The 24,128-nt window shown below is 64.7% G+C and carries 22 protein-coding genes and 1 tRNA gene; 8 read left to right on the top strand and 15 right to left on the bottom strand.

Annotated features, from left to right (window positions below):
• Positions 1-155 precede the first annotated feature (155 nt).
• The 7 genes from ACYQR9_RS11350 to ACYQR9_RS11320 all read left to right on the top strand — a co-directional run bounded on the left by ACYQR9_RS11350 (position 156) and on the right by ACYQR9_RS11320 (position 9,880).
• Complete coding sequence (locus ACYQR9_RS11350) at positions 156-2,306, top strand: methyl-accepting chemotaxis protein (RefSeq protein WP_461229619.1); 2,151 nt, start codon at positions 156-158, stop codon at positions 2,304-2,306.
• A gap of 86 nt (positions 2,307-2,392) precedes the next feature.
• Entirely contained in the window at positions 2,393-3,277 is an 885-nt protein-coding gene (gene lgt, locus ACYQR9_RS11345) for a prolipoprotein diacylglyceryl transferase (RefSeq protein WP_461229618.1), read from the top strand.
• Complete coding sequence (locus ACYQR9_RS11340; RefSeq protein WP_461229617.1) at positions 3,274-4,350, top strand: class I SAM-dependent methyltransferase; 1,077 nt, start codon at positions 3,274-3,276, stop codon at positions 4,348-4,350. Before lgt ends, ACYQR9_RS11340 begins: the two co-directional genes overlap by 4 nt.
• 290 nt (positions 4,351-4,640) lie before the next feature.
• Positions 4,641-4,964, top strand: a complete 324-nt coding sequence (locus ACYQR9_RS11335; protein WP_461229616.1) for a rhodanese-like domain-containing protein — start codon at positions 4,641-4,643, stop codon at positions 4,962-4,964.
• 142 nt (positions 4,965-5,106) lie between these two features.
• The gene (locus ACYQR9_RS11330; protein WP_056429913.1) at positions 5,107-6,255 is read left to right on the top strand and encodes an efflux RND transporter periplasmic adaptor subunit; all 1,149 of its coding nucleotides are present in this window, start codon (positions 5,107-5,109) and stop codon (positions 6,253-6,255) included.
• A 140-nt stretch (positions 6,256-6,395) separates the two neighbouring features.
• The gene (locus ACYQR9_RS11325) at positions 6,396-9,605 is read left to right on the top strand and encodes an efflux RND transporter permease subunit (protein WP_461229615.1); all 3,210 of its coding nucleotides are present in this window, start codon (positions 6,396-6,398) and stop codon (positions 9,603-9,605) included.
• 198 nt (positions 9,606-9,803) lie between these two features.
• Positions 9,804-9,880, top strand: a tRNA-Pro gene (locus ACYQR9_RS11320).
• Between the two features lie 208 nt (positions 9,881-10,088).
• Here ACYQR9_RS11320 and ACYQR9_RS11315 read toward each other — a convergent pair.
• From ACYQR9_RS11315 to ACYQR9_RS11265, 11 genes are all read right to left on the bottom strand, one after another.
• Positions 10,089-10,343 (bottom strand): PilZ domain-containing protein, encoded by a 255-nt coding sequence (locus ACYQR9_RS11315; RefSeq protein ID WP_207410752.1) that lies wholly within the window; start codon positions 10,341-10,343, stop codon positions 10,089-10,091.
• Positions 10,344-10,454: 111 nt separating this feature from the next.
• Positions 10,455-12,014 (bottom strand): SpoVR family protein, encoded by a 1,560-nt coding sequence (locus tag ACYQR9_RS11310; RefSeq protein ID WP_461229614.1) that lies wholly within the window; start codon positions 12,012-12,014, stop codon positions 10,455-10,457.
• A 117-nt stretch (positions 12,015-12,131) separates the two neighbouring features.
• A complete protein-coding gene (locus ACYQR9_RS11305) occupies positions 12,132-13,433 on the bottom strand; it encodes a YeaH/YhbH family protein (protein WP_056429901.1) in 1,302 nt (433 codons plus the stop codon).
• A 109-nt stretch (positions 13,434-13,542) separates the two neighbouring features.
• A complete protein-coding gene (locus ACYQR9_RS11300) occupies positions 13,543-15,495 on the bottom strand; it encodes a PrkA family serine protein kinase (protein ID WP_207413608.1) in 1,953 nt (650 codons plus the stop codon).
• A gap of 183 nt (positions 15,496-15,678) precedes the next feature.
• On the bottom strand, positions 15,679-16,128 hold the full coding sequence (locus ACYQR9_RS11295) for a 4-aminobutyrate aminotransferase (RefSeq protein WP_461229613.1): 450 nt from the start codon (positions 16,126-16,128) through the stop codon (positions 15,679-15,681).
• Between the two features lie 198 nt (positions 16,129-16,326).
• Positions 16,327-16,818 (bottom strand): MerR family transcriptional regulator, encoded by a 492-nt coding sequence (locus ACYQR9_RS11290; RefSeq protein ID WP_056430493.1) that lies wholly within the window; start codon positions 16,816-16,818, stop codon positions 16,327-16,329.
• A gap of 86 nt (positions 16,819-16,904) precedes the next feature.
• Positions 16,905-17,225: an integration host factor subunit alpha gene (locus tag ACYQR9_RS11285; protein ID WP_056429891.1), complete on the bottom strand. Its 321-nt coding sequence runs from the start codon at positions 17,223-17,225 to the stop codon at positions 16,905-16,907.
• 129 nt (positions 17,226-17,354) lie between these two features.
• Positions 17,355-18,332 (bottom strand): beta-ketoacyl-ACP synthase III, encoded by a 978-nt coding sequence (locus tag ACYQR9_RS11280; RefSeq protein WP_461229612.1) that lies wholly within the window; start codon positions 18,330-18,332, stop codon positions 17,355-17,357.
• A gap of 27 nt (positions 18,333-18,359) precedes the next feature.
• Positions 18,360-19,394, bottom strand: a complete 1,035-nt coding sequence (gene plsX, locus ACYQR9_RS11275) for a phosphate acyltransferase PlsX (protein WP_056255658.1) — start codon at positions 19,392-19,394, stop codon at positions 18,360-18,362.
• A gap of 238 nt (positions 19,395-19,632) precedes the next feature.
• Positions 19,633-20,139 carry a YceD family protein gene (locus tag ACYQR9_RS11270; protein ID WP_056429883.1) on the bottom strand — a complete coding sequence of 169 codons (507 nt, stop codon included), beginning with the start codon at positions 20,137-20,139 and terminating at the stop codon, positions 19,633-19,635.
• Between the two features lies 1 nt (position 20,140).
• Positions 20,141-20,695, bottom strand: a complete 555-nt coding sequence (locus tag ACYQR9_RS11265) for a ubiquinol-cytochrome C chaperone family protein (RefSeq protein WP_461229611.1) — start codon at positions 20,693-20,695, stop codon at positions 20,141-20,143.
• Positions 20,696-20,868: 173 nt separating this feature from the next.
• Between ACYQR9_RS11265 and ACYQR9_RS11260 the strand changes: the two genes are divergently transcribed.
• Positions 20,869-21,366: an outer membrane protein assembly factor BamE gene (locus tag ACYQR9_RS11260; RefSeq protein ID WP_207413602.1), complete on the top strand. Its 498-nt coding sequence runs from the start codon at positions 20,869-20,871 to the stop codon at positions 21,364-21,366.
• A gap of 142 nt (positions 21,367-21,508) precedes the next feature.
• Here ACYQR9_RS11260 and hisA read toward each other — a convergent pair whose 3' ends face one another.
• Genes hisA through hisB form a run of 4 tightly spaced genes read right to left on the bottom strand, consistent with a single transcriptional unit; the run spans position 21,509 to position 24,053 of the window.
• Complete coding sequence (gene hisA, locus ACYQR9_RS11255) at positions 21,509-22,243, bottom strand: 1-(5-phosphoribosyl)-5-[(5-phosphoribosylamino)methylideneamino]imidazole-4-carboxamide isomerase (RefSeq protein ID WP_056430488.1); 735 nt, start codon at positions 22,241-22,243, stop codon at positions 21,509-21,511.
• 41 nt (positions 22,244-22,284) lie between these two features.
• Positions 22,285-22,944 (bottom strand): imidazole glycerol phosphate synthase subunit HisH, encoded by a 660-nt coding sequence (gene hisH / locus ACYQR9_RS11250; protein ID WP_311275388.1) that lies wholly within the window; start codon positions 22,942-22,944, stop codon positions 22,285-22,287.
• Entirely contained in the window at positions 22,944-23,432 is a 489-nt protein-coding gene (locus ACYQR9_RS11245; protein WP_461229610.1) for a DUF2628 domain-containing protein, read from the bottom strand. The genes hisH and ACYQR9_RS11245 overlap by 1 nt, the downstream gene beginning before the upstream one ends.
• 33 nt (positions 23,433-23,465) lie before the next feature.
• Positions 23,466-24,053: an imidazoleglycerol-phosphate dehydratase HisB gene (gene hisB, locus ACYQR9_RS11240; RefSeq protein ID WP_461229785.1), complete on the bottom strand. Its 588-nt coding sequence runs from the start codon at positions 24,051-24,053 to the stop codon at positions 23,466-23,468.
• Positions 24,054-24,128 lie beyond the last annotated feature (75 nt).

The raw sequence follows: 24,128 nt of genomic DNA, 5'->3' as shown, positions 1-24,128 counted from the left end.
TGATGTTTGCCTTGGCTTCCTTCCACGTAAGCCAAGGGCATGCCGAAGAAGCATTCCTCGGCCGTGAAAATTACGCAGTCCCCACTCTAAGGAACACTTTCTAAATTTGTCATAGGATAATTTGCGCCCTAGTTTCTCCAGGGGCCTACTTCCTTATGTCCATAGCCAGCAGTCTCAACGTCCGCCTTCCCGTGATGATCGTCGGTCTGGCAATGGTCAGTACTGCCCTCATGGGCAGCCTGAGCTGGTATTCGGCTAGGTCTGGATTGACATCCGCTGTGCAAGAGCGACTGGAATTCGCCGCTACGGCTCGTAAGACCGGGCTGGAACTGATCGCCGACCGCGCCCGCGGCGATCTGATCGCTACCGCCGGCAATAATCAGGTCTCCAGCAATGTCGGCGATCTGGTCGAAGCCCTCGATCCCAATAAGGCCGATTATGCCAGCCTCGTTCAGGCCTTCACCAGCCCGACGACCGTGCAGGAACGCATGGCCGTCGAGGGTACGGGCACGATGTATGGCCGACGCCACGCCAAGGTTCAGGAAGTCGCCCGCAAACTCCTGGAGCGTCCCGGCTATGCCGACCTTCTCTTCGTCGATGAGGAGGGGCGCATTGTCTACACCACGACGAAGGGCGCGGATTTCACCCATAGTCTCTCGGAGCCGGACCTGCAGAAATCCGGTCTTGCCAAGCTGATCGAGCGCCTGAAGACCGCCGAGCCCGACAGTGTTCTGTCGCAGGACTTCGCCGCATATCCCACGGATTCCGGTCCCTCCGCCTTCATGGGCCGTGGCATCTACCGTCGCGCCAACGTCGCCATGGGAACCGGCCAGGCCGCCTCGCGGATCGGCTTCCTCGTGCTGCGCGTGACGCCCGCCCTCTTCGACGCCTCGCTGTCCGAACGGAACGGCCTGGGCGATACGGGACAGGTCATGGCCGTCGGTTCCGATGGGCTGCTGCGCGGTAATCCGCCCCTGAACTCCGCCGTGAAGGCGGGCATGCCCGTCACGATGACCGGGCTTGACGCCGAGAGCCTGAAATCCGGCAAGCCCTTCGTCTACGGCAGCGGCGACAAAGCTCGCCTGGCCGCCACCGCCTCGATCTCGATGCTGGGTTCGCCCTGGACGATCGTCGCCGAGCAGGCGCAGAGCGAGGCGCTGCATTCCGTGAACAGCCTGACGAAATCGCTGCTCATGTCGGCTTTCGCGGTTCTCGCCGCCACGGCCCTTCTCGGCCTGCTCTTCGCCCGCAGCATCGTCCGGCCCCTCGGTGCCCTCGCCCGTGCCCTTCAGGCCTTGGCCCGCCGCGAGACCCTCGACGAGGTCCCGGGCAGCCGTCGTGCCGACGAGATCGGCGAGATCGCCCGCGCCGTCGTCACCATCCGCGACATTTCTCTGGAAGACGCTGCCCAGCAGCTTCAAACCACCGAGGCCTCCCGCATGCGCGCCGAGATCGAGCGCCGCGCCCTGCTCAACGAACTCGCCGACAATTTCGAGCGCTCCGTCGGCCGCATCGTCGACGGCGTGTCGTCCGCCTCGGCGAGCCTGCATGATGCGTCGAACAGCATGACCATGACCGTGGACGGCACGGTGAGCCGTTCGACCTCTGTCGCTGTTACCGCCCACCAGACTGCCGGCAACGTCAACGCGGTGGCCGCGGCCGCCGAGGAACTCGGTGCCACGGTGCAGGAGATCGGCCGTCAGGTCGAGCAGGCCGCCGACATGTCGCGCTCTGCCGTCGAGGAGGCGAGCCGTACCGCGGAGACCATGCGCACGCTGTCGGTTGCCGCGACGCGCATCGGTGACGTGGTCGGCATGGTCCAGCAGATCGCTTCGCAGACCAACCTGTTGGCCCTCAACGCGACCATCGAAGCCGCGCGTGCGGGCGAAGCCGGACGCGGGTTCGCCGTCGTGGCGGCCGAGGTGAAGAGCCTCGCCGAGCAGACCTCCCGTGCCACGGCCGAGATCCACCAGCAGGTGGAGGCGATCCAGGGCGCGACCAACGGCGCATCGGGCGCGATCCAGGGCATCGTCTCGCGGATCGAGAGCATGAGCATGGTGACCAGCAGCATCGCTGCGGCGGTCGAGGAGCAGAGCCTCACCACCCAGGAGATCGTCCGCAACATGGGGCAGGCTTCGGCCGGGACCGGCGCGATGACCACGGACATCGAGGAGGTCGCCCGCTCGGCAGCCGAGGCCGGCACCTCCGCCGGCCGGGTCCTGGTGGCCTCGGAAGACCTGTCGACACAGTCCGACAGCCTGCGTTCGGAAGTCGGTCAATTCCTCGCGACGGTGCGGGCCGCCTGACCCGTCATGGGCCTCCCGCGTCGACCGAGGGTTGACGCGGGAGGCCCGGAACGTCCACAGCCGGCCCCATTCTTGGAGGCCAGCCGATGCCGCCGTTGCTCGCCCTGCCCTTTCCCGCCATCGATCCGGTGGCGGTGGCGATCGGCCCGATCACGATCAAGTGGTACGCCCTATCCTATATCGCAGGCCTCGTCGGCGGCTGGTTCTATGCCCGCCGACTGGTGGCGGCGGACCGGTTCTGGGGTGTCGTGCGGCGGCCGAGCCTCAACGACATCGACGACCTCATTGTCTGGGTCGCCCTCGGCGTCGTCCTCGGCGGCCGCATCGGCTACGTCCTCTTCTATAATTTGCCGCTTTATCTCGACGATCCCCTCGAGATCCTGGCGATCCGCAACGGCGGCATGTCGTTCCACGGCGGCTTTCTCGGCGCGGTGCTGGCGATGGTGCTGTTCGCCCGATCGCGAAAACTGTCGCCCTATACCCTTCTCGATCTCGCCGCCGTCGTCGTTCCCATCGGCCTGTTCTTCGGCCGCATCGCCAATTTCGTGAATGGCGAATTGTGGGGGCGGATCGCGCCGGATTTTGCCTACGCGGTCGTGTTTCCCTCCGGCGGCCCGCTGGCGCGGCATCCCAGCCAGCTCTATGAGGCGGCCACGGAAGGCGCCCTCCTCTTCGTGGTGATGGCGCTGGCCGTCCGTCGCTTCGGTTTCCGTAAGCCAGGTCTCCTCGGCGGGATCTTCGTCCTCGGCTACGCCCTCGCCCGCACGTTCTGCGAATTCTTTCGCGAACCCGACCGGCAACTCGGATACCTGTTCGGGACTGGGGACTGGCGCTATGGCGGCATCACCATGGGGATGCTGCTCTGCGTGCCCATGGCGCTGATCGGCCTCACCTACATCGCCCTCGCACTCCGCGGCGTGACGCGGCCGCGCCGGCCCGTCGAGGAGGCGGTGCGGGCTGATACGGCATGACCACGCCGCTCTTCTTCGAGATTCGCGACGAGATCGTCGAGGCGGGGCCGATGAGCCTCGCTCGCTACATGGCCCTCTGCCTCGGCCACCCGATCCATGGCTATTACCGCACCCGCGATCCCCTCGGCGCACGCGGCGATTTCGTGACGGCCCCCGAGATCAGTCAGATGTTCGGCGAGTTGATCGGGATCTGGATCGCCGTCACCTGGGCCTCCATGGGAGGGCCGAGCGATCTCGTCCTGACGGAACTCGGCCCCGGGCGCGGTACGTTGATGGCCGATGCCCTGCGGGCGCTAGGCCGGGCGGCGCCGGATTTCCAGCCCGCCGTCCATCTCGTGGAGACGAGTCCCCTGCTTCGGGCGGCACAGGCCTCCCGCCTCGGAGCCGTGTCTCCGACCTGGCACGATGGGATCGAGACTCTGCCCGAAGGGCCGATGATCGTCGTTGCCAACGAATTCTTCGATGCGCTTCCCGTTCGCCAGTTCCAGCGTACGGAACGCGGCTGGTGTGAGCGTCTCGTCGGCCTTTCGCCGGATGGCGGTCGTCTCACGTTCGGTCTTGCCGCCGAGCCCGATCGCGAGATCAGCGCACAGGCGCCGGTCGGTGTACTGATGACTGTTCCGGCACCGGCCCTCGACATAGCGCGAAATCTCAGCCGCCGGATCGTTGCCCAGGGCGGCGCGCTGCTGGCCATCGATTACGGGCATGTACGACCCGGATTTGGCGATACGTTCCAAGCGGTATCGGCTCACCGCTTCGCCGATCCCCTGCTGTCTCCCGGTGAGGCGGATCTGACGACCCATGTCGATTTCGCCGCCCTCGGCCGAGCGGCCAGGGGTGAAGGCGCCCGTATCGACGGTCCGCTGGACCAGGGAGCGTTCCTCTTGAACCTGGGACTGCGCCAACGCGCCGATCGCCTGAAAGTCGGGGCGAGCCGTGCGCAGGCCGACGCGGTCGATACCGCGTTTCATCGGCTCACGGCATCGGAAAAACGAGGCATGGGCAGCCTATTCCAGGCCATCGGGATCGCCGATCCAAGACTGCCCGTTCTCAGCGGTTTCAACCAGGCCTAACTACGATCTCGGCGGTTTGCTACGGCCCTCGGGGCACGGGCGATGCGGTCGCGCAGGTCCTGCACCTACCCAGGATCTCTCGAAGACTTCGAACAGATACGGCGGGAGGTGGAGGTGGTCATCGCGCCTATCCGTGCCACTCGAACAGCTTCGCTCTATCGAGCCGAACCTCCTCCGGCCCGGATTGCCGAACATTGGCGTTGGCCCTTGTCCGGCCGAGGATTTGCCGAGATGACGCCTGACGCATAAGAACATTCGCCACACCGGGCGATGAAGCGAGGGCCAGGCGCATGAAGGTTGTCGATCTCGATCGGGAAACGGTCAAACGCGGGCTCGACGACGGTTCGATCCTGCTCATCGATGTGCGGGAGCCGCACGAATATTCGGCCGGGCATATTCCGGGTTCGGTCACCCACCCGCTATCGACTTTCGACACGCAAGCGTTGTCGACCCTCATCTCCGAGGACGGGCGCCGCCCGGTCTTTTCGTGCGCGGCCGGTGTCCGTTCGGTTCATGCCTTGGCCACCGCGCAATCCGCCGGGATCCCGGTGGAGGAGCATTATGTCGGCGGGTTCAAGGACTGGTATCGTGCCGGTGAAACGGTCGAGTCCTGAATATCCGGTGTTCGAAGTCCGGCCGGTCGGCGGTTCGGCGATTATTCCACGCCTCAATCCCATCGCTCCACGGGCTATGTGCGGCAGCGCACGACATCGCGGGAACGGTGCCTTTAGCTCGCTGGGCGCAGGGAAAAGCAACATGATCAAGCGTCCGCTCTCCGGATGGTCGTCCGCGATCCTCCTGTCCGCAGCATTTCTAGCCTTCGCATCTCCGGTCTCCGCGCAGGCGCCCGGTGGGCCGCCTCCCAAAGTGACCACGGCCAAGCCGGTGGTGCGTGAGATCGTCGAAACCGACATGTATACCGGGCGGTTCGATCCGGTAGAGATCGTCGACGTGCGGGCGCGGGTCACCGGCTATCTCGAGAAGGTCAACTTCGTGGATGGCGCGACGGTGAAGAAGGGCGACCTGCTCTTCGTCATCGACCGCCGCCCCTACAAGGCCGCCCTCGACCAGGCCAAGGCCGCCCTCACCTCCGCGCAGGCCGGGCTGACCTTCTCCCAGACCGACCTCGAACGCGCTCAGACCCTGAGCCGCTCGGGCAACATCTCAGAGCAGGTGACGGATCAGCGGCGTCAGGCGTCGCAGACGGCGCAGGCCAATGTCGACAGCGCCGATGCCCAGCTTCGACAGGCTCAGCTCAATTACGACTTCACCGAAGTCCGCGCCCCGATCTCTGGCCGGATCAGCCAGCGCCTCGTCACCGAGGGCAACATCGTCATCACCGATCAGACCCAGCTGACGACCATCGTCTCCTTGGACCCGATCTATTTCGGCTTCACCGTCGATGAGCGCTCTTTCCTGAAGTACCAGGGCAGCCTCGGCATCGGCATGGGCCAGACCCAGAAGGGCAAGGGCGTTCCGATCCTGATCGCCTTGACCAACGAGACAAAGCCCACCCGCAAGGGCACCCTCGACTTCGTGGACAACCGCGTCGACAACGCCACCGGTACGGTGCTGCTGCGCGCCACGGTCGAGAACCCGGACGGCTTCATCAAGCCGGGCCTGTTCGGCATCGTTTCGCTGCCGGCGACGAAGCCGTTCCAGGGTATCCTGCTCCCCGACGAGGCCATCTCCGCGAACCAGGACAAGCGCATCGTCTACATCGTGGCCGATGATGGCTCGGTGAGCACCCGCGACGTGAAGCTCGGGCCGAAGGTCGATGGATACCGCGTGATCCGCGAAGGCCTGAAGGGCGACGAGAACATCGTCGTCAACGGCCTGTCCCGCGTCCGCCCCGGCGCCAAGGTGACGGCAGAGGCGAGCACGCTGCCGCCGAGCCGCAGCTGACGCGACCCCATTCTAGACCGGGCCCGCTCGTTTCCGCCTTCCGTTTCAGGGGCGTGACATCTGGCGGGTCCGTGACGGCGAACGAAGAAACATTCCCGCAGAGGTTGCCCAGGGCTCCTATGCGGCGAGAGGTTTGACCGATGCGCTTTGCCCACTTCTTCGTCGATCGGCCGATCTTCGCGTCGGTGACGTCGATCATCTTCCTGATCCTCGGCTACGTCTCCTACGAGTCGCTGCCCGTCGCGCAATATCCCGAGATCGTTCCGCCGACCGTCGTCGTGCGCGCCTCCTATCCAGGCGCCAATGCCGAGACGGTGGCGGCGACGATCGCGACACCGATCGAGCAGGAGGTGAACGGCGTCGACAACATGCTCTACATGACGTCGTTGTCGACCAATGACGGCAACATGCAGCTGACCGTCACCTTCAAGGTCGGCACCAACCTCGATATCGCCAACGTGCTGGTGCAGAACCGCCTTTCGGTGGCGCAGCCGCGTCTTCCGCCGGACGTGCGCAACCTCGGCGTCACGGTGCGTAAGTCGTCGCCCGATCTGATGATGGTCGTGCACCTGCTCTCGCCCGACAACACCTACGACCAGAACTACCTCTCGAACTACATCTACCTGCGAATCCGTGACGAACTGCTGCGCCTCGATGGCGTCGGCGACATTACCGTGTTCGGCGGCAGCGAATACGCGCTCCGCATCTGGATCGATCCGAACAAGCTCTCCGCCTACGGGCTCTCGACCACCGACGTCATCTCGGCCCTGCAGGAACAGAACGTCCAGGTCGCTTCCGGCGCCCTCGGCGCCCCGCCCGCACCGAAGGACAACGCCTTCCAGCTCGTCGTCCAGTCTCAGGGCCGCTTCCAGACCCCGGAGGAGTTCACCGAGGTCATCGTCAAGGCGAGCGACGGCCGCCTCGTGCGCGTAAAGGACATTGCCCGCACCGAGATGGGCCAGAAGGACTACACCACGCAGTCCTTCCTGAACGGGACCCCTGCCGTCGGCGTCGGCGTGTTCCAGCGTCCGGGGACGAACGCCCTCGAAGCCGCCTCGCAGGTGCGGGCGACGATGGAGACGATCAAGAAGAGTTTCCCGCCGGGGGTCGAGTACCGCATCGCCTACAACCCCACGGAGTTCATCGAAGAATCGGTCCACGAGGTCTACAAGACCCTGTTCGAAGCCGTGGCCCTCGTGGTCGTCGTGGTCATCGTCTTCCTGCAGAGCTGGCGCACGGCGCTGATCCCCGTGATCGCGATCCCGGTCTCGCTCATCGGCACCTTCGCCGCCATGCAGGCCTTCGGCTTCTCCATCAACAACCTGACCCTGTTCGGGCTCGTTCTCGCCATCGGCATTGTCGTCGACGACGCGATCGTCGTGGTGGAGAATGTCGAGCGCAACATGGCCGAGGGACTCTCGCCCGGGGACGCCGCGCACAAGACCATGGACGAAGTGGGCGGCGCGGTGCTCGCCATCGCCCTCGTCCTGTCGGCGGTGTTCATCCCGACGGCGTTCATCCCGGGCATTTCCGGCCAGTTCTACAAGCAGTTCGCGTTGACCATCGCGGCCTCGACCATCATCTCGATGTTCAACTCGCTGACGCTATCACCGGCGCTCTGCAAGCTGCTGCTGAAGCCCCACCACGAACATGCCAAGCCGAAATTCTTCCTGACGCGGTTCTTCGGCTGGCTCGCCGACTTGTTCAATCGGGGCTTCGACAAGCTCTCGCATTGGTACGCGGCGACGATCGGCTTCCTGACCGGACGCATGATCGGCTTGCTCGGTATGATGGTGGTGTATGCCGCGATCATCGCCGGAACGCTGCATGTGGCCACCACGACGCCCACCGGCTTCATCCCGCAGCAGGACCAGGGCTACCTCATCGGCGTCGTCCAGCTGCCGGCGGGCTCGGCTCTGGAGCGCACCACCGCCGTGGTGCGGCGGGCCGCCGACATGGCCCTGAAGGTCGACGGCGTCGCCGATGCCGTCATCATCTCGGGCTTCGACGGGGCGACCTTCACCAACACCACCAACGGCGCCGTGATGTTCCTGGTCCTGAAGGGGGCAAAGGAGCGTGCCACGACGGGTAGGACGGCGGCGGCCATCACCGGCGACGTGTTCAAGGCCACGGCCTCGATCCAAGAGGCCCGCGTCCTGTTCATTCCGCCGCCGCCCGTCCGAGGCCTCGGTACCGGCGGCGGCTTCAAGATGCAGATCGAGAGCCGCCAGAACTCGGCCATCGCTCCGCTGCTGGCCGCCACGAACGAGATTCTCGGTCAGGCGAACCAGAGCAACGACGTCCAGCGCGTGTTCACCACCTTCGGCAACGACACGCCTCAGCTCTTCATCGACATCGATCGCACGATGGCGCGGATGCTGAACGTGCCGCTCGCCTCTGTCTTCGCGACGCTGCAGACCAATCTCGGCGGTGCCTACGTCAACGACTTCAACACGTTCGGCCGTATCTATCAGGTGCGTGCCCAGGCCGACGCGGCCTTCCGCCTGGAGAAGGGCGATATCGAGCGGCTGAAGGTGCGTTCCTCCACCGGCGCCTTGGTGCCGATGGGAACCCTCGCGTCGATCCGCGAGATCAGCGGGCCGCAGATCGTCCAGCGGTTCAACCTGTTCTACTCGGTGCCGATCCAGGGCGATGCCAAGCCCGGCGTGTCGACCGGCCAGGCGCTCGCGGCGATGGAGAAGATCGCTCAGTCCCTGCCGGAGGGCTACGCCTACGACTGGACCGAGATCGCCTTCCAGCAGAAGGCGACGGGCAACACCGCGATCTACGTCTTCGGTCTCGGCGTGCTCCTCGTCTTCTTGGTGCTCGCGGCGCAGTACGAATCCTGGGCGCTGCCGCTGGCGATCATCCTCGTCGTGCCGACAGGTGTGCTCTCGGCCCTGGGCGCGGTCCAGTTCAGGGGGCAGGACAACAACATCCTGACTCAGATCGGGCTGATCGTGCTCATCGGTCTGGCGGCGAAGAACGCAATCCTGATCGTGGAATTCGCCCACCAGCTCGAGGAGACGGAGAAGAAGGGGCCGGTCGCCGCCGCGGTGGAAGCCTGCCGGCTGCGCCTGCGCCCGATCCTGATGACGGCCTTCGCCTTCATCCTCGGTACGGTCCCCCTCGTCATCGCCACCGGTCCCGGCGCGGAGATGCGTCAGGCTCTCGGAACCGCCGTCTGTTTCGGTATGATCGGCGCGACGTTCTTCGGGCTGTTCCTGACCCCGGTCTTCTATGTGGCGATCCGCAACATACTGATCTGGTTCGCCAAGAAGCGTGGCAAGGATCCGCACGACACCACCCCCGACAAGCACGATCCCCACGCGACGCCGTCGCACGCGTGAAGACGACAAGGTCCGGCGCATGAAGCTCTGCGCCGGACTCGCGGAAAAGGGGTTGCACGGGAAGGACCGTGAAGCTAAGACCCCTCAGCCCGTTACAGGGCGTCGAAGCGGAGCGCAGCCCAGTCAGCGCGTTGGTCCTCGGACCAAGGACTGGATCGGTGTTTTTCGCAGTCGATCGGTAGTCAGGACGGTTCTTGACGGAGTATAGCGCAGCCCGGTAGCGCACCTGTCTGGGGGACAGGGGGTCGCAGGTTCAAGTCCTGCTACTCCGACCATTAAAACGCGGTGACATTGGCCTTCGAGCTTATGTCGTCCGTCCTGACGGAAAGGCCGGGGTGCGCAGCCCCGGCCTTTTTCGTTTGCCCGAGAATTCCGGATTTCGGCATCGACTCCGGATGCATCGCGATACGGCTGAATCGATATCCGACGCTGATCGAGCTGCGGGTACGGCTACGCGGCCGGCGAGGTCGGATTTACCGAGCCTTAGGCCGTCACCCTGCTGAAGGTCGCACCGATGGTCTCCTCGCCGCGCCATACCACGCGGCAGACTTCCATCCCCGCGACACAGGAGGAGTACAGGATGAACGTGTCAGGGACCTGGATGGCTTCCGGGAGGGTGAGGCGCACACCGGAGGCGGATATGTCGTAGACGATGCAGGGGATCGTCGTGTGTTCGTCTATGGCGATCAGGCCAGCCTCGTCCTTGCGGAGCCGCTCATCGATCCGACGCTCACTCATACAAACCTCGCCATTTGCGCCTTCGAGGATGGGTGATCGCCTGCGAAGGAAAGACGAGCGGGATGGATCAAATACGATGCATCGCGGCTCAAACCCGTGCGTTCCGGCCCGTCAGAAGAAGATCGGCCGCGCCGCCGCGTGATGTTCGGCGAGGATCGCGCCCGTCGCCGGGTCGATTTCTTTCAGCACCGCGTCGTAGCCCCAGAGATCCGCCAGATGCTGCAGGACGCGTCTGGCATCGTCGGCCTGGAGCGTAATGCGGTTCAGCGCCTTGTGGTGGACGATGAGGCGGCGGTCGCCCTCCAGGTCGACATCCACCACCTCGATATCGGGATCGAGCCAGGCGACGTCGTATTGTCGTGCTAAGGATCGGCGTAGCTTGCGGTAACCACGCTCGTCATGGATCGCCTCGACGCGCAGTTCGGCTTCGTCGGGATCGTCGACGACGTGGAACAGGCGCATGTCGCGCATGAGCTTGGGGCTGAGGAACTGCGCGATGAAGCTCTCGTCCCGATAATTCGCCCAGATGTCGCGCAGGGTCGCCATCGCGTCACCCGTGCCGGCGATCTCGGGGAACCATTGCCGGTCTTCCTCCGTCGGCTGCTCCACGATGCGGGCGATGTCCTGCATCATCGCGAAGCCGATGGCGTAGGGATTGTGCCCGCCATAGCCGCGCTCGTTGTAGTTCGGCTGGCGAATGACGTTGGTGTGCGACTGCAGGAATTCGAGATAGGCGGCTTCGTTGATGAGCCCCTTCTCCGACAGCGAGGTCATGATCCGATAGTGGCAGTAGGTGGCGCAGCCCTCGTTCATCACCTTGGTCTGGCGCTGGGGATAGAAATACTGCGCCACGAGACGGACGATGCGCAGGATCTCGCGCTGCCAGGGCCGGAGCCTGGGGGCGGCCTTCTCGAGAAAATAGAGCAGGTTCTCCTGCGGTAGCTCCAGCAGCGCCTTGCGGCGCTCCAAGGCGGCGTCCGGCCTGGCGCCGGCGGTCTTTTGCGGGAGGGTTCGCCAGAGATCGTTGTAGATCTGTTCGCCATGCTCGGCCCGCTCCCGCTCGCGACGTTGCTCGGAGGCGAGGTCGGGCCGTTTCTTGCGGGGATAGCGATGGATGCCCTGGCTCATCAGCGCATGCGCGGCGTCCAGCACTTGCTCCACGGCATGGTGGCCGTAGCGCTCCTCGCATCGGGAGATGAAGCCCTTCGCGAAGTCGAGGTAATCGAGGATACCCTCGGCATCGGTCCATTGCTTGAACAGGTAATTGTTCTTGAAGAAGTGGTTATGGCCGAAGGCGGCATGCGCGATCACCAGCGTCTGCATCGTCGCTGTGTTCTCCTCCATGATGTAGGAGATGCACGGATCGGAATTGATGACGATCTCGTAGGCGAGCCCCATCATCCCCCGCCGGTAACCGGCCTCGTGCTGGGCGAAATGCTTGCCGAAGGACCAGTGCTTGTAGAAGAGCGGCATGCCGATGGAGGCATAGGCGTCGAGCATCTGCTCGGCGGTGATGATCTCGATCTGGTTCGGGTACCAAGACAGGCCGAGTTCCCGCGCCTCGGCCTCGCACGCGTCATGGATTCGGCGGATGGTGTCGAAATCCCAGTCGTTCCCGCTGAACAGGGGTGTCTGGCGGCCCGAGATCGTTTGGGGAAGCGTGAGTGTCATGCGTGGTCCCGATCTATGCGTCGGTATAGTCCGTCCGCCTCATCGCTGAAGACCGAGAGGCCGGAACAGGTTTTCCCTCCTCCGTAGCGGGACGAGGGTCGCGCGCGAGAGCGCCGCTCACCCCTCCGCCTCCGCCCGGGCGTCCTTTCGCCCGAACAGGTCGCGGAAGACGGGGTAGATGTCGCGGCGGTGGTTGACCTTGCGCATGGCGATGGCGCCGCCCGATTTAGCGAGCCCCTCATAGGTGCGCCAAAGGGTGGTGCGGTGCTCCACGAAGCCGGCGCGAGGACCGTTCTCGTCGCCGACTTCGAGATAGGCGAAGTGCTGACAGGCGGGCAGGATATGCGCCCGCAGCAATTCCGTGGCAGTCGGGCCGTCGCTGGAGACGTTGTCGCCGTCAGATGCCTGCGCGGCGTAGATGTTCCAATCATCCGGGCTGTAGCGCTCGGTGATGACGCGCTTCATCTCCACCAAGGCAGACGAGACCAGGGTGCCGCCGGTCTCGCGCGAGCCGAAGAACGTTTCTTCGTCCACCTCCGTCGCTTTGTCGGTATGGCGGATGAAGACGATCTCGACGTGGCGGTAGCGCCGCGTGAGGAAGATGTGCAGCAGGATGTAGAAGCGCTTGGCCAGATCCTTCATGTGCTCGGTCATCGAACCGGACACATCCATCAGGCAGAACATGACCGCCTGAGCGATGGGGCGCGGATAAGGCTCGAAGCGGCGGTAACGAAGATCGATCGGGTCGACATAGGGAATGCGCCGGGTGCGCTCGCGCAGGGCTTCGAGGGCGAGCTTCATATCCGGCAGAAGCGGGTCGGTCCCGTGGGCGTCGGCGATCCGCGCCTCGAGTTCCGCGATCTCGTTCGGCTTCGGCCGCTTCAGGGCGATGCGGCGCGACATGGAATTGCGCAGGGTGCGCGTCAGGGCGAGGTTGGCGGGCGAGCCGGATACCGTATAGCCCGCCCGACGCAGTCCCTCGGTTTCCACCACGGAGAGGCGGCGCTTGGCGAGGTCGGGGAGTTCCAGGTCTTCGAGGAAGAGTTCGAGGAACTCATCCCGCGTCAGCACGAAGTTGAAGGCGTCCTCGCTGTTCTCGGAGCCTTCACCGCCCTCCCCCGAACCCTTTCCGCCGCCGCCGCCGGGTGGACGCTCGATCCGGTCTCCCTCCACGTAGGTCTTGTTGCCGGGAAGAATGTAATCCTGAAATCCGGTGCCGGATTGCCGGCTGAATCTCGGTTCGCGAACACCGTCGCCCGGAACCGTGACGCGGCCATCCTTGCCGAGATCTTTGATGTCCTTCTCGCGGGCCGATTCTCGCACGGCACGTTGGGCCATGTCTTTGACCCGGCGCAGGAAGCGCTGACGGTTCGCGAGGCTCTTGCCTCCTGGATTCAATCGACGGTCGACGATGTGCATCCGGTGTTTTCGCCCTCGCCTTCAAGACTCTGGCAGTTCGCTGGTCGTGGCGGGCGGACATCGATGATGCCCGCCCGTCTGTCCGTCGCGACGGGACGCGCTCGGAAAGCTAGCCCGCCTGTTTCACCCTCATGTACCATTCGACCAGCCGTCGGACCTGCCTTTCGGTGTAGCCGCGCGCCACCATGCGGTCGACGAACTCGCCATGCTTCTTCTCGGTGTCGCCGTCCTTCTTCGAACCAAAGGAGATCACCGGAAGCAGTTCCTCCACCTGGCTGAACATCCGGCGCTCGATCACCTCCCGCAGCTTCTCGTAGGAGGTCCATGACGGGTTGCGGCCGCCATGCTGGGCCCGCGAGCGAAGGGCGAACTTCACCACCTCGTTGCGGAAATCCTTGGGATTCGCGATGCCGGCCGGCTTCTCGATCTTGGTGAGCTCCTGGTTCAGGAGTTCACGATTGAGGAGCTGCCCCGTCTCGGAATCCTTGAAGTCCTGGTCCTCGATCCACGCATCGGCGTAGTCGATGTAACGGTCGAACAGGTTCTGGCCGTAATCGTGGTAGGATTCGAGATAGGCTTTCTGGATCTCGTGGCCGATGAACTCGGCATAACGCGGTGCGAGTTCGGTCTTGATGAATTCGAGGTAGCGCTTCTCCGTCTCCGGCGGCAATTGCTCGCGGCGCAAGGCCTGTTCGAGCACGTACATGAGGTGCACGGGATCGGCGGAAACCTCGGTGGTGTCGTGGTTGAACGTCGCCGCCATCACCTTGAAGGCGAAGCGCGTGGAGATGCCGTCCATGCCCTCGTCGACGCCCGCCGAATCCTTGTATTCCTGCATGGAACGGGCGCGGGGATCGACCTCCCGCAGGGATTCGCCGTCATAGACGCGCATCTTTGAGAAGGCGTTGGAATTCGCGTGTTCGCGCAGGCGCGAGAGCACGGAGAAACGCGCCAGCATCTCCAGCGTGCCGGGAGCGCAGGCCGCGTCCGCCAGTTCGGAGCCCGAGACGAGCTTCTCGTAGATCCGCTGCTCTTCCGTCACCCGCAGGCAGTACGGCACCTTGATCACGTAGATGCGGTCGATGAAGGCTTCGTTGTTCTTGTTGGTCTTGAAGGTCTGCCACTCGGACTCGTTCGAGTGCGCCAGGATGATCCCGGTGAAGGGAATCGCACCGATATTCTCGGTCCCGACGTAATTGCCCTCCTGCGTCGCCGTGAGCAGCGGGTGCAGCATCTTGATGGGCGCCTTGAACATTTCGACGAATTCGAGAACGCCCTGGTTCGCCCGGTTGAGGCCGCCCGAGTAGGAATAGGCATCGGGGTCGGCCTGGGATAGCGTCTCCAGGCGGCGGATATCCACCTTACCAACGAGGCTCGAGATGTCCTGGTTGTTCTCGTCGCCGGGCTCGGTCTTGGCGATGCCGATCTGGCGCAGGCGCGACGGCCGGACCTTGATGACCTTGAATTGCGAAATATCGCCGTTGAACTCGTCGAGGCGCTTCAGGGCCCAGGGGCTCATCAGTCCGGTGAGGCGGCGGCGGGGAATGCCGTAGCGCTCCTGGATCTCGGCCCCCATCACTTCGGGGTCGAAGAGGCCGAGGGGGCTTTCGAAGACGGGCGAGACCTCGTTGCCGGCCTTGAGCACATAGATGGGGTGGACTTCCATCAGCGCCTTCAGCCGCTCGGCCAAGGAGGACTTGCCGCCACCGACCGGGCCGAGAAGGTAGAGGATCTGCTTGCGCTCCTCCAAACCTTGCGCGGCGTGCCGGAAGAACGAGACGATCCGCTCGATCGTCTCCTCCATGCCGTAGAATTCCGAGAAGGCTGGGTAGATCCGGATCGTCCGGTTCATGAACACCCGGCCGAGGCGGGCATCCTTGGACGTATCGACGAATTCCGGTTTGCCGATCGCATCGAGGATGCGTTCGGCCGCTGTCGCATACATCAGGGGTTCGTCGCGGCAGGCCTCGAGAAATTCGGAGAGGCTCATCTCCGTGTCGCGGCGTGCTTCGTAACCCCGGGTAAAGCTCTGGAACAGGTCGTTCGTCGATGGCATTGGCATCCCGATCCCTTCACGACTGACGTAGCTTCATCCTGTCTCGGCTAGGATGCAACTGACAGGCCCAGTTTTGTCGCAGTGCGGTCGCGACGGCAATTGAGCGTGGGAAGCTTGCCACAGTGCGGAGTCCGGCGGCGTGGATACAGGCCGCCGGACGCGTCATGCCTGAATGGTATCAGGCTAGGCTCACAGGTCGGTGGCGCCCTTCTTGCTCTCGTCACCGCCCTTTGTGGCCGAACCGCCGACGGTGATGTTGATCGTCTGGGTCATGGTCTTCCCATCCGCCTTTTTCACCTCGACCACGACTTCGTCGGTTCCGGTGAACCCGTCCTTGCTCTGGTAGAAGACGCCCGTCGCGGCGGTCTTCTTGTTCGGGCATTTGTGGCTCGACGGGGTCGTGACGCTGCCGGTCTTGGTGATGAGCGATCCATTCTTGGGCGACGTGCTGATGCGGATCTCGGGCATCGAGCCCGGCTTGCAATCGTCCTTCAGGTTCGAGGCGATGAGAATGCGGACGCTCTTGCCGGGTGCCGCGGTCTCAGAGCGGGTCGCGGTGTCCTGGGCCATGGCCGGGACGCTGGCCAGGGCGAGAAACAGGCCTGCTGCGAGAAAGGTCTTCGATTTGACGGCGTACATCGGGCGGTCTCCGGTGATGCCTGGCGACCTTATGGGACGAAAAAAGTGCGACCGCCGTGGCCGGATGCATGTGGGAAGGCGCCTGCCCGCCGTCGAGGGCACCGGAACGTTTCCTTCGCGAGCAGGATTCCGCACGCTCTCGGACACAAACGATCCATCAGGTGCAAAACGTCCCTCGCGCCGACCCGGATGGACGTCTCAGGAGTGAGCCGAAGGATCCGATGGGTCGCGGAGATGCCGTAGAGCATCCCGGCACGCGTAAAGGTCGTCCAGCACTGCCCTCAGAGCCTGTCGATCGAGGCTCTGGCGCTCGTCGCCGGCGAGATGGCTGACCGCCTCGTCCTCTGCCTCAGAATCTCCGGCGTCCAGATCGCGCTGGCTCGGCGCCGCCACCTCCGCTTCGCCTCGGCCGACCGATTGCACGAAGCGGATGCCATTCTCCTTCAGGACACGCTGGGCACCACGGATCGTGTAGCCCTGGTCGTGAAGCAGGCGGCGGATGCCCTTGATCAGGTCGACGTCTTCTGGCCGATAGTAGCGCCGACCACCGGCACGCTTGACCGGCCTGACCTGGGTGAACTTGGTTTCCCAAAACCGAAGAACGTGCTGCGGAACGTCGATATCGTCGGCGACTTCGCTGATGGTGCGGAAGGCGCCGGGGCGCTTCTCCACGGTGTCGCGGTGATCCATCAGGCCGGGGATGCTCACCTCGAAGGAGCCGTCCCTGCCGGAGGTCGGATCGGTCGGAACCTTGGCTGCCAGCGGCATGATGGACCTCAATCGTCGTCCTGTTCCGCGACGCCGTTCACGCCGTTGATCCGGGCCTTGAGCACGTTGGAAGGTTTGAACACCATCACCTGGCGCGGCTCGATGGCGACCTCGACGCCGGTCTTGGGGTTGCGGCCGACGCGCCGGCCCTTGCCGCGAACGACGAAGGAACCGAACGAGGACAGCTTCACCGTTTCACCGGATGCGAGGCAACTGCAGATTTCCGACAACACGGTCTCGACGAGAGCCGCCGATTCCGTCCGCGACAGGCCGACCTGCTGATAGACGGCCTCGCTCAGATCGGCGCGTGTGACCGTCTTCCCTGCCATGCGTCATTCCCCAAACGAATCGTATTTTCTAACGTATCTCTATGATCGGACACGCTAATCTTCGTTTGCCCCGCGGTCAACCGCGCGTCCGATCCAAAGCTTGGCCATGCCATGGAAGCGTGGCGCGCCCTACCAGCGGATGAGTGAGGCGCCCCAGGTGAAACCACCGCCGATGGCTTCGATCATCACGAGATCGCGGCGCTTGATCCGACCGTCCTTACGGGCCGCATCGAGGGCGAGTGGGATGGAGGCCGCCGAGGTGTTGCCGTGCTGGTCGACAGTGAGGACGACCTTGCTCCGGTCGATGCCGAGCTTGTCGGCGGAGGCTTCGATGATGCGCCGGTTGGCTTGATGCGGCACGAACCATGTCAGGTCGTCCGCGCTCGTCCCCGTGGCGGCGAACGCGTCGGCGATGACATCCGTCACCGAGCCTACCGCGAAGCGGAAGACCTCCTTGCCTTCCATCCGCAGGTGGCCGGTCGTACCGGTGGAGCCGGGGCCGCCATCGACGTAGAGCTTCTCCCGGTGCCGTCCATCGGACCGCAGGTGGCTGGTGAGTACGCCACGATCGTCACTCGTCCCTTCGCCGTCCTGGGCTTCGAGCACGATCGCCCCTGCCCCATCGCCGAACAGCACGCAGGTCGTGCGGTCTTCCCAATCGAGGATTCGCGAAAAAGTCTCGGCGCCGACCACGAGCGCGCGTTTCACGCTCCCGGAGGCAATGAACTTGTCGGCGGTGGCGACGCCGTAGACGAACCCGGCGCAGACTGCCTGGAGGTCGAAGGCGAAACCGGACCGTATCCCCAGCCCCGCCTGGATCTGGGTCGCCACGGACGGAAAGGTATGGTCCGGCGTGGACGTGGCGCAGATGACGAGGTCGATATCCTCCGGACCGAGCCCGGCATCTTCCAGGGCAGCGGCAGCGGCCTTGATGCCCAGGGTCGATGTGGTCTCACCGGCCTCGGCCAAGTAGCGCTGACGGATGCCCGTGCGCTGGACGATCCATTCGTCGGAGGTGTCGACGGTCTTCGTCAACTCGTCGTTCGTCACCAGGCGTGCGGGAAGGGCCGAGCCCGTTCCCGCCACTACGGAGCGTATAACCGCCATGTCAGATCCGATCCGGCATCGACCACCTCATGCGGAGGCGGCCATGGGCGTGAGTTCGAGCATGTCGCGAATGGTCCGCATCAGGTCGTGACGCGCCATATCGTGCGCAAGATCGACGGCGGCTGCGAAACCATGGGCATCTTCCGAGCCGTGGCTCTTAATGACGATACCCTCCAGACCGAGGAAGACGCCACCGTTTGCACGGCTCGGGTTCATCTTGTCGCGGAGTGCCTTGAAAGCCTGCCGGGCGAAAAAGTATCCGATCTTGGCCGAGAGGGTCCGGCTCATGGCCGCGCGCAGGTAGCTGCCGATCTGCTTGGCCGTGCCCTCCGCGGTCTTCAGCGCGATATTGCCGGTGAAGCCTTCGGTGACCACCACGTCCACGGTGCCCTTGCCGAGGTCGTTGCCCTCCACGAAGCCGTGATAGGTCAGGTTCGGCAGATCGCTTTCGCGCAGGCGCCGGGCGGCTTCCTTCACCGCCTCGTTGCCCTTCATCTCCTCGGTCCCGACATTGAGCAGGCCCACGGTCGGCTTATCGAGATCGAACACGATCCTGGCCATGGCGGCACCCATCAGGGCCATCTCCACCAGATGCTCCGCATCTGTGCCAATCGTCGCCCCCACATCGAGGACGACGCTCTCGCCGCGCACGGTCGGCCAGAGGCACGCGATGGCAGGGCGCTCGATGCCGGCCAAGGTCTTCAGGCAGATCTTCGACATCGCCATGAGCGCACCGGTGTTGCCGGCGGAGACGGCCGCATCGGCCTCCCCGTCCTTCACGGCCTGAATCGCGCGCCACATCGAGGACTTGCCTCGGCCCGAACGCACGGCTTGGCTCGGCTTCTCGTCCATGGAGATCGCCACGGTGGTATGGCGGATCTCTACGGCGCCCTTCAGGCGCGGTTCGGCCGCCACCAGCGGGGCGAGGATGGCCTCGTCCCCGAACATCAGGAACGTCATCTCGGGATGGCGCTCGCGCGCGATGGCGGCGCCGGGGACCACGGTCGTAGGACCGTGATCGCCGCCCATGGCGTCGAGCGAGATGCACACTCTTTGAGACATGTGGTTCGGCCGGAGGCCTCTTTCAGGAAGGACAGACCCCTCTTGCAAAAGGGTCGATGAGACGCCCTTCGGCGAGAAGGGATGGTCGAGAGGCATGGACCCGCATGGGCGGGCCCCTCCTCGGCGCGGCGGAAAATAGCGGTTCGAGCCCGGCGGGCAAACGAAATCTCAGCTTTTCCGGAATCCGTATCGCGACTTCGGCGCCGGAACCCTGAAAATCCGTCGCTCGGGCCGAGTGTCAGGCCTCGTCGCGCTTCAACGTCTTGAGGATGGCCAGCGGCGATTCCGTCGCGTCGGTGACGGGCTCGAAGTCGATGCCGGGCTTACGCGGATACGGATCGAGGCCAAGCGCCAGGAATTCGGCGGTGACCTGCCCGAGGTCGATCGTACCGTTGACGATCGGGTCCGGGATATCGGCCTCCTCGTCTCCGGCGTCCTTTTCCGGCTCGTGGTCACTGAACACGATCTCGACCGGTTCGGAAATTTCCGCCTCGAACGGTTCGAGGCTGATTGTGCAGACCTGCGTGACGAAGGCCGACACCGTGCCGGTGATGACCAGGCGGGCGGACGTTCCGCTCCAGTGTAGCCGGCCCACGAGATCGCGGATGGCCGGAATCCGGAAATCCGCCGCCAGCGCCGCTTCTTCCTCGGGGGTCGCATCGATGACGATCCCTGCCCTGTCCCTGGGCAGGCGGTCGACCCGGAATGGCCGCGACAATGGCCCGGCCGTCGACTTTGCCGTCATGTCAGATGTCTCCTGATTGGCTGAGGGTGAGCGGGGAGGGAAAGCCCGGCCCGTGCGAGACGATTTGGTCGAGGTCGCGCGCATCGAGCAGATCGACACTTCTCAGCACGTAGCGCGCGAGGCCGGCACCCGCCTCCGGTGTCGCGGTGCCGATGACGTTGCGGGCCAAGGCGGCCTTGAGGCCGTCCTCGTCCCTTGCATCCAGGGCGCCGTCGTAACCCGCCGCGCGACCGTAGAAGGCCGCACCCAGTTTCTTCATGCGCTTGGGCACGCCGAAATCGCCGACACCGAGTTCGCGCAGTGAGGAATCGAGCTGGAGGAAGACCGCGTTGACCAGATCCTGGGCGATGTCCGCCGCGGGAGCCGGCAATTGGTTCATCCGTCGCAAAACCATGATGACGTGGAGCGTCAGGCATTCGAAACGGCCCTCCACAGTGTCGGGGACGCCGAGATGGGTATAGAGCCCCGGCGCCCGCGAGGCTTCGTTGATCCGCAGATGCAAAGCCTCGACGACGCTGGCGCGCGCGGAGCTTCGCTTGAAGAATCGCGAAATCATGCCGTCCACCGGAGGCGCGAGGGGTGTGGCCGAGCTTGCCTTGTCAAAACCATAACCTCGCGGTACGGCAACCGACAGCCAGGGCGCAAGCTCCACCGGAACGTCCAGGTGGAGATCTGCACCGAGCTATGACGTTCAAACGTCGTGTTGTCTCAACGGATCAAGGGTGGCTGATGTCGCGCCGTTTCGTCTCGTCGATCAGCCGTCTCGCCGTCATCGGCCTTATCGGTGTGGGAATCTCCGGCTGCATCGGTGAGGATCTCCGGCACGGATACCAGATCGATCAAGCCGCTCTCGCCACGGTGAAGCCTGGCATGAGCGCGGAGCAGGTGCTCCAGATCCTCGGTACGCCCTCCACGGTATCCACCGTCGGCAACAAGACTTGGTACTACATCACCCAGAACTCGCGACGCACGGTGCTGTTCCTCGGGGAACAGGTGGAGGACCAGAAGGTCACCACCGTCTATTTCAACGCCGGCTTCAAAGTGGAGCGCATCGCCCTCTACGGCCTGCAGGACGGCAAGGTGTTCGACTTCATTGAGCGCACCACGCCCACGAGCGGCGCCGATCGTGCCTTCCTTGGGCAGCTGTTCCGCGGCCTCACCCGCTACGAGCCCTTCGGTAGCGGCTCGGGCGCGAGCATCGTGCCCGGGGCCAAGAACGGCCTGTAACTCCACTCCCTAGGGTAACGAAAAAGCCGCGCGCCCATGGGGCACGCGGCTTTTTCATGTCGATTGTCACCGTGGAGCGATGACGTCCTATACGAAGTCCCGGTGAGCCCGCCCCATGGGGGGCGCTCACCAAGGCCGGGTGTTACGCCGCCTTCCGGGCGATGGCGGCGAGCGCTTCGCGCGGATCGATGCGGCCGTCATAGAGCGCACGCCCGGTGATCGCTCCGGCGAGCATGGCGCAATCGGGTTCGAGCAGGCGATGGACGTCGTCGATCGAGGCCAGGCCGCCAGACGCGATCACGGGGATCGTCACGGCCTGCGCGAGGGCGAGGGTCATCTCGATGTTCAGGCCCTTGAGGATGCCGTCGCGGGCGATGTCGGTGTAGATGATGGCGGCGACGCCCGCATCCTCGAACCGGCGCCCCAATTCCTCGGCCGTGGTGCTGGAGGTCTTCGCCCAGCCCTCCACCGCCACGCGACCGTCCTTGGCATCGACGCCGACGGCGATCTTGCCCGGATACAGGCGGGCCGCTTCGCGTACGAAGGCCGGGTCGCGTACGGCGGCCGTGCCGATGATGACCCGGCTGACGCCCTTCTCGATCCAGGCTTCGACCGTACGCATCTCGCGGATGCCGCCGCCGAGCTGAACCGGAAGGTTGGTGCGGGCGAGGATGGCGTCCACCGCCGACGCATTCATCGGCGCGCCCGCGAAGGCCCCGTCGAGGTCGACGACGTGAAGCCAGGAGAAGCCCTGCTCCTCGAACACGCTCGCCTGCGCGGCCGGATCGTCGCTGAAGACGATGGCCTGCGCCATGTCACCCTGGACGAGGCGAACGCAACGCCCTTCCTTCAGATCGATCGCCGGAAACAGGATCACGGTGGATGTCGCTTTCTGAATGTCGATGAGCGGTGGGGCGTCTACGGACGCCAACGCAGGAAGTTCGCGATCAGCGCCAGACCGAGATGCTGGCTCTTCTCGGGGTGGAACTGGGTTCCGGCGACGTTGTCGCGCGCAACGAGGGCGGTGACCGGACCGCCATACTCGCTGTCGGCCACGACATCGCGCCGGTCGACCGGATCGAGGGCGTAGCTATGGACGAAATAGGCGTGCAACCCGTTCTCGCCCGTGGCGATGCCATCGAGAAGCGCATGCGGACGCTCGAGCCGAAGGGTGTTCCAACCCATATGGGGAACCTTCAGGTCGGGGTCGGACGGGCGGATCGGGCTGACATCGCCGGCGATCCAGCCGAGCCCCGGCGTGACCTCGTATTCGAGGCCCCGGCTGGCGAGGAGCTGCATGCCGACGCAGATCCCGAGAAATGGGCGGCCCCGTTCGTGGGCGGCATGCGTCATCGCCTCGACCATGCCGGAGACGGAATCGAGGCCCTTGCGGCAATCGGCATAGGCGCCGACGCCGGGCAGCACGACGCGGTCTGCGGACGACACCACGTCGGGATCGCTGGTGACGACGATGCGGGTCGCGCTCAGTCCCGCTTCCCGGGCGGCGCGCTCGAACGCCTTGGCGGCCGAATGCAGATTGCCCGATCCGTAATCGATGATGGCGACGGTCTCGGACATCACGAACGACGCGGCTCGGCGAAGGGGAACATGCCGATGGCCGTATCGACCGGTCGCGCCGATGCGGCGGGATAGGCGCTCGGACCCGGCCGGACCACGGGGGGAGCCGTCAGCCAGCGGTTCACGGCCTTCATCTCGGCCTCTTCGGCGGAATGGGCGACCACGGCGTCACGGGCGGGACGACCGCGCCTGGCATAGGTCCACCGGCGCAGGCTGGATGCCTCCATCCCCACTAGAAGGAGCAGGAGAATCGTGATGAGGAAGCCCGCGAAGGTACCGAGCCCCAGGAAACGGCCGGCGAAACCGGCTGCCACGAGGAGGGCCAGCACACCGAGAGCGGCCAGCCAGAGTCGGTGAAAAAAGAACCAGAGCGGACCGAAGACGAAGGCCTGGATCGAGAACCCGTCGGGGACCAGGATTGCCCGGTCGAGACCGTGAGATTCGCCCGCGACGGCATCCGACGGCAGATGAATGGTGTAGGTGCGCATGCGTCTGTCCGCCTCTTCCCGCCCCTGAAGGCCCTACAGAGAACCCTTCGTCGAGGGAATCCGACCGTCTTCGCGGGGATCGACCGCAACCGCTTTCCGCAAGGCACGGGCCAAGCCCTTGAAGCAGCTCTCCGCGATATGGTGCGCGTTGTCGCCGTACAAAGTCTCCACATGCAGGGTGATCCCTGCATTCATGGCGAAAGCCTGGAACCATTCACGCACCAGCTCGGTGTCGAACTGCCCGATCTTCTCCACCTTGAACGTGGTGCGGAACACGAGGAAGGGCCGCCCGGAAATGTCGATGGCGACCCGCGTCAGTGCCTCGTCCATGGGCATGTGGATATCGGCGTAGCGCGCAATTCCACGCTTGTCGCCCAACGCCCGCGCAAAGGCCTGCCCCAGGGCGATGCCGGTATCCTCGACGGTGTGGTGGTGGTCCACATGGAGATCGCCGGTGACCTTGGCCTCCACGTCGAACAGCCCGTGCCGGGCGAAGAGTTCGAGCATGTGGTCGAAGAAGCCGATTCCCGTCGAGATCGTCGATCTGCCGGTTCCATCAAGTCCCATGGACACGCTGACGTCGGTCTCCGCCGTCCGGCGGCTGATGCTTGCGGAGCGCATCGCTGAGGGTTCGCTCATGGTTTGACCGTCACGGACAGGGCCGCCTTCAAGAGCATCGGCACATGGGGGACATCG

This window comes from Methylobacterium sp. CM6241 (assembly GCF_054817845.1).
Note: the sequence above shows the minus strand (reverse complement) of the source record. Positions and strands in the feature narration are given on the sequence as shown.

Bases quoted from the DNA above. Each gene is read 5' to 3' on its own strand.
- ACYQR9_RS11300 (WP_207413608.1), bottom strand. From the start codon at position 15,495: ATGCCAATGCCATCGACGAACGACCTGTTCCAGAGCTTTACCCGGGGT.
- ACYQR9_RS11245 (WP_461229610.1), bottom strand. From the start codon at position 23,432: ATGCGCACCTACACCATTCATCTGCCGTCGGATGCCGTCGCGGGCGAA.
- ACYQR9_RS11280 (WP_461229612.1), bottom strand. From the start codon at position 18,332: ATGGCGGTTATACGCTCCGTAGTGGCGGGAACGGGCTCGGCCCTTCCC.
- ACYQR9_RS11335 (WP_461229616.1), top strand. From the start codon at position 4,641: ATGAAGGTTGTCGATCTCGATCGGGAAACGGTCAAACGCGGGCTCGAC.
- lgt (WP_461229618.1), top strand. From the start codon at position 2,393: ATGCCGCCGTTGCTCGCCCTGCCCTTTCCCGCCATCGATCCGGTGGCG.
- ACYQR9_RS11315 (WP_207410752.1), bottom strand. From the start codon at position 10,343: ATGAGTGAGCGTCGGATCGATGAGCGGCTCCGCAAGGACGAGGCTGGC.
- ACYQR9_RS11295 (WP_461229613.1), bottom strand. From the start codon at position 16,128: ATGTACGCCGTCAAATCGAAGACCTTTCTCGCAGCAGGCCTGTTTCTC.
- ACYQR9_RS11305 (WP_056429901.1), bottom strand. From the start codon at position 13,433: ATGCACATCGTCGACCGTCGATTGAATCCAGGAGGCAAGAGCCTCGCG.
- ACYQR9_RS11270 (WP_056429883.1), bottom strand. From the start codon at position 20,139: ATGACGGCAAAGTCGACGGCCGGGCCATTGTCGCGGCCATTCCGGGTC.
- ACYQR9_RS11260 (WP_207413602.1), top strand. From the start codon at position 20,869: ATGTCGCGCCGTTTCGTCTCGTCGATCAGCCGTCTCGCCGTCATCGGC.
- ACYQR9_RS11350 (WP_461229619.1), top strand. From the start codon at position 156: ATGTCCATAGCCAGCAGTCTCAACGTCCGCCTTCCCGTGATGATCGTC.
- ACYQR9_RS11290 (WP_056430493.1), bottom strand. From the start codon at position 16,818: ATGGATCACCGCGACACCGTGGAGAAGCGCCCCGGCGCCTTCCGCACC.
- ACYQR9_RS11310 (WP_461229614.1), bottom strand. From the start codon at position 12,014: ATGACACTCACGCTTCCCCAAACGATCTCGGGCCGCCAGACACCCCTG.
- ACYQR9_RS11285 (WP_056429891.1), bottom strand. From the start codon at position 17,225: ATGGCAGGGAAGACGGTCACACGCGCCGATCTGAGCGAGGCCGTCTAT.
- ACYQR9_RS11325 (WP_461229615.1), top strand. From the start codon at position 6,396: ATGCGCTTTGCCCACTTCTTCGTCGATCGGCCGATCTTCGCGTCGGTG.
- plsX (WP_056255658.1), bottom strand. From the start codon at position 19,394: ATGTCTCAAAGAGTGTGCATCTCGCTCGACGCCATGGGCGGCGATCAC.
- hisH (WP_311275388.1), bottom strand. From the start codon at position 22,944: ATGTCCGAGACCGTCGCCATCATCGATTACGGATCGGGCAATCTGCAT.
- ACYQR9_RS11340 (WP_461229617.1), top strand. From the start codon at position 3,274: ATGACCACGCCGCTCTTCTTCGAGATTCGCGACGAGATCGTCGAGGCG.
- hisB (WP_461229785.1), bottom strand. From the start codon at position 24,053: ATGCGCTCCGCAAGCATCAGCCGCCGGACGGCGGAGACCGACGTCAGC.
- ACYQR9_RS11265 (WP_461229611.1), bottom strand. From the start codon at position 20,695: ATGATTTCGCGATTCTTCAAGCGAAGCTCCGCGCGCGCCAGCGTCGTC.
- ACYQR9_RS11330 (WP_056429913.1), top strand. From the start codon at position 5,107: ATGATCAAGCGTCCGCTCTCCGGATGGTCGTCCGCGATCCTCCTGTCC.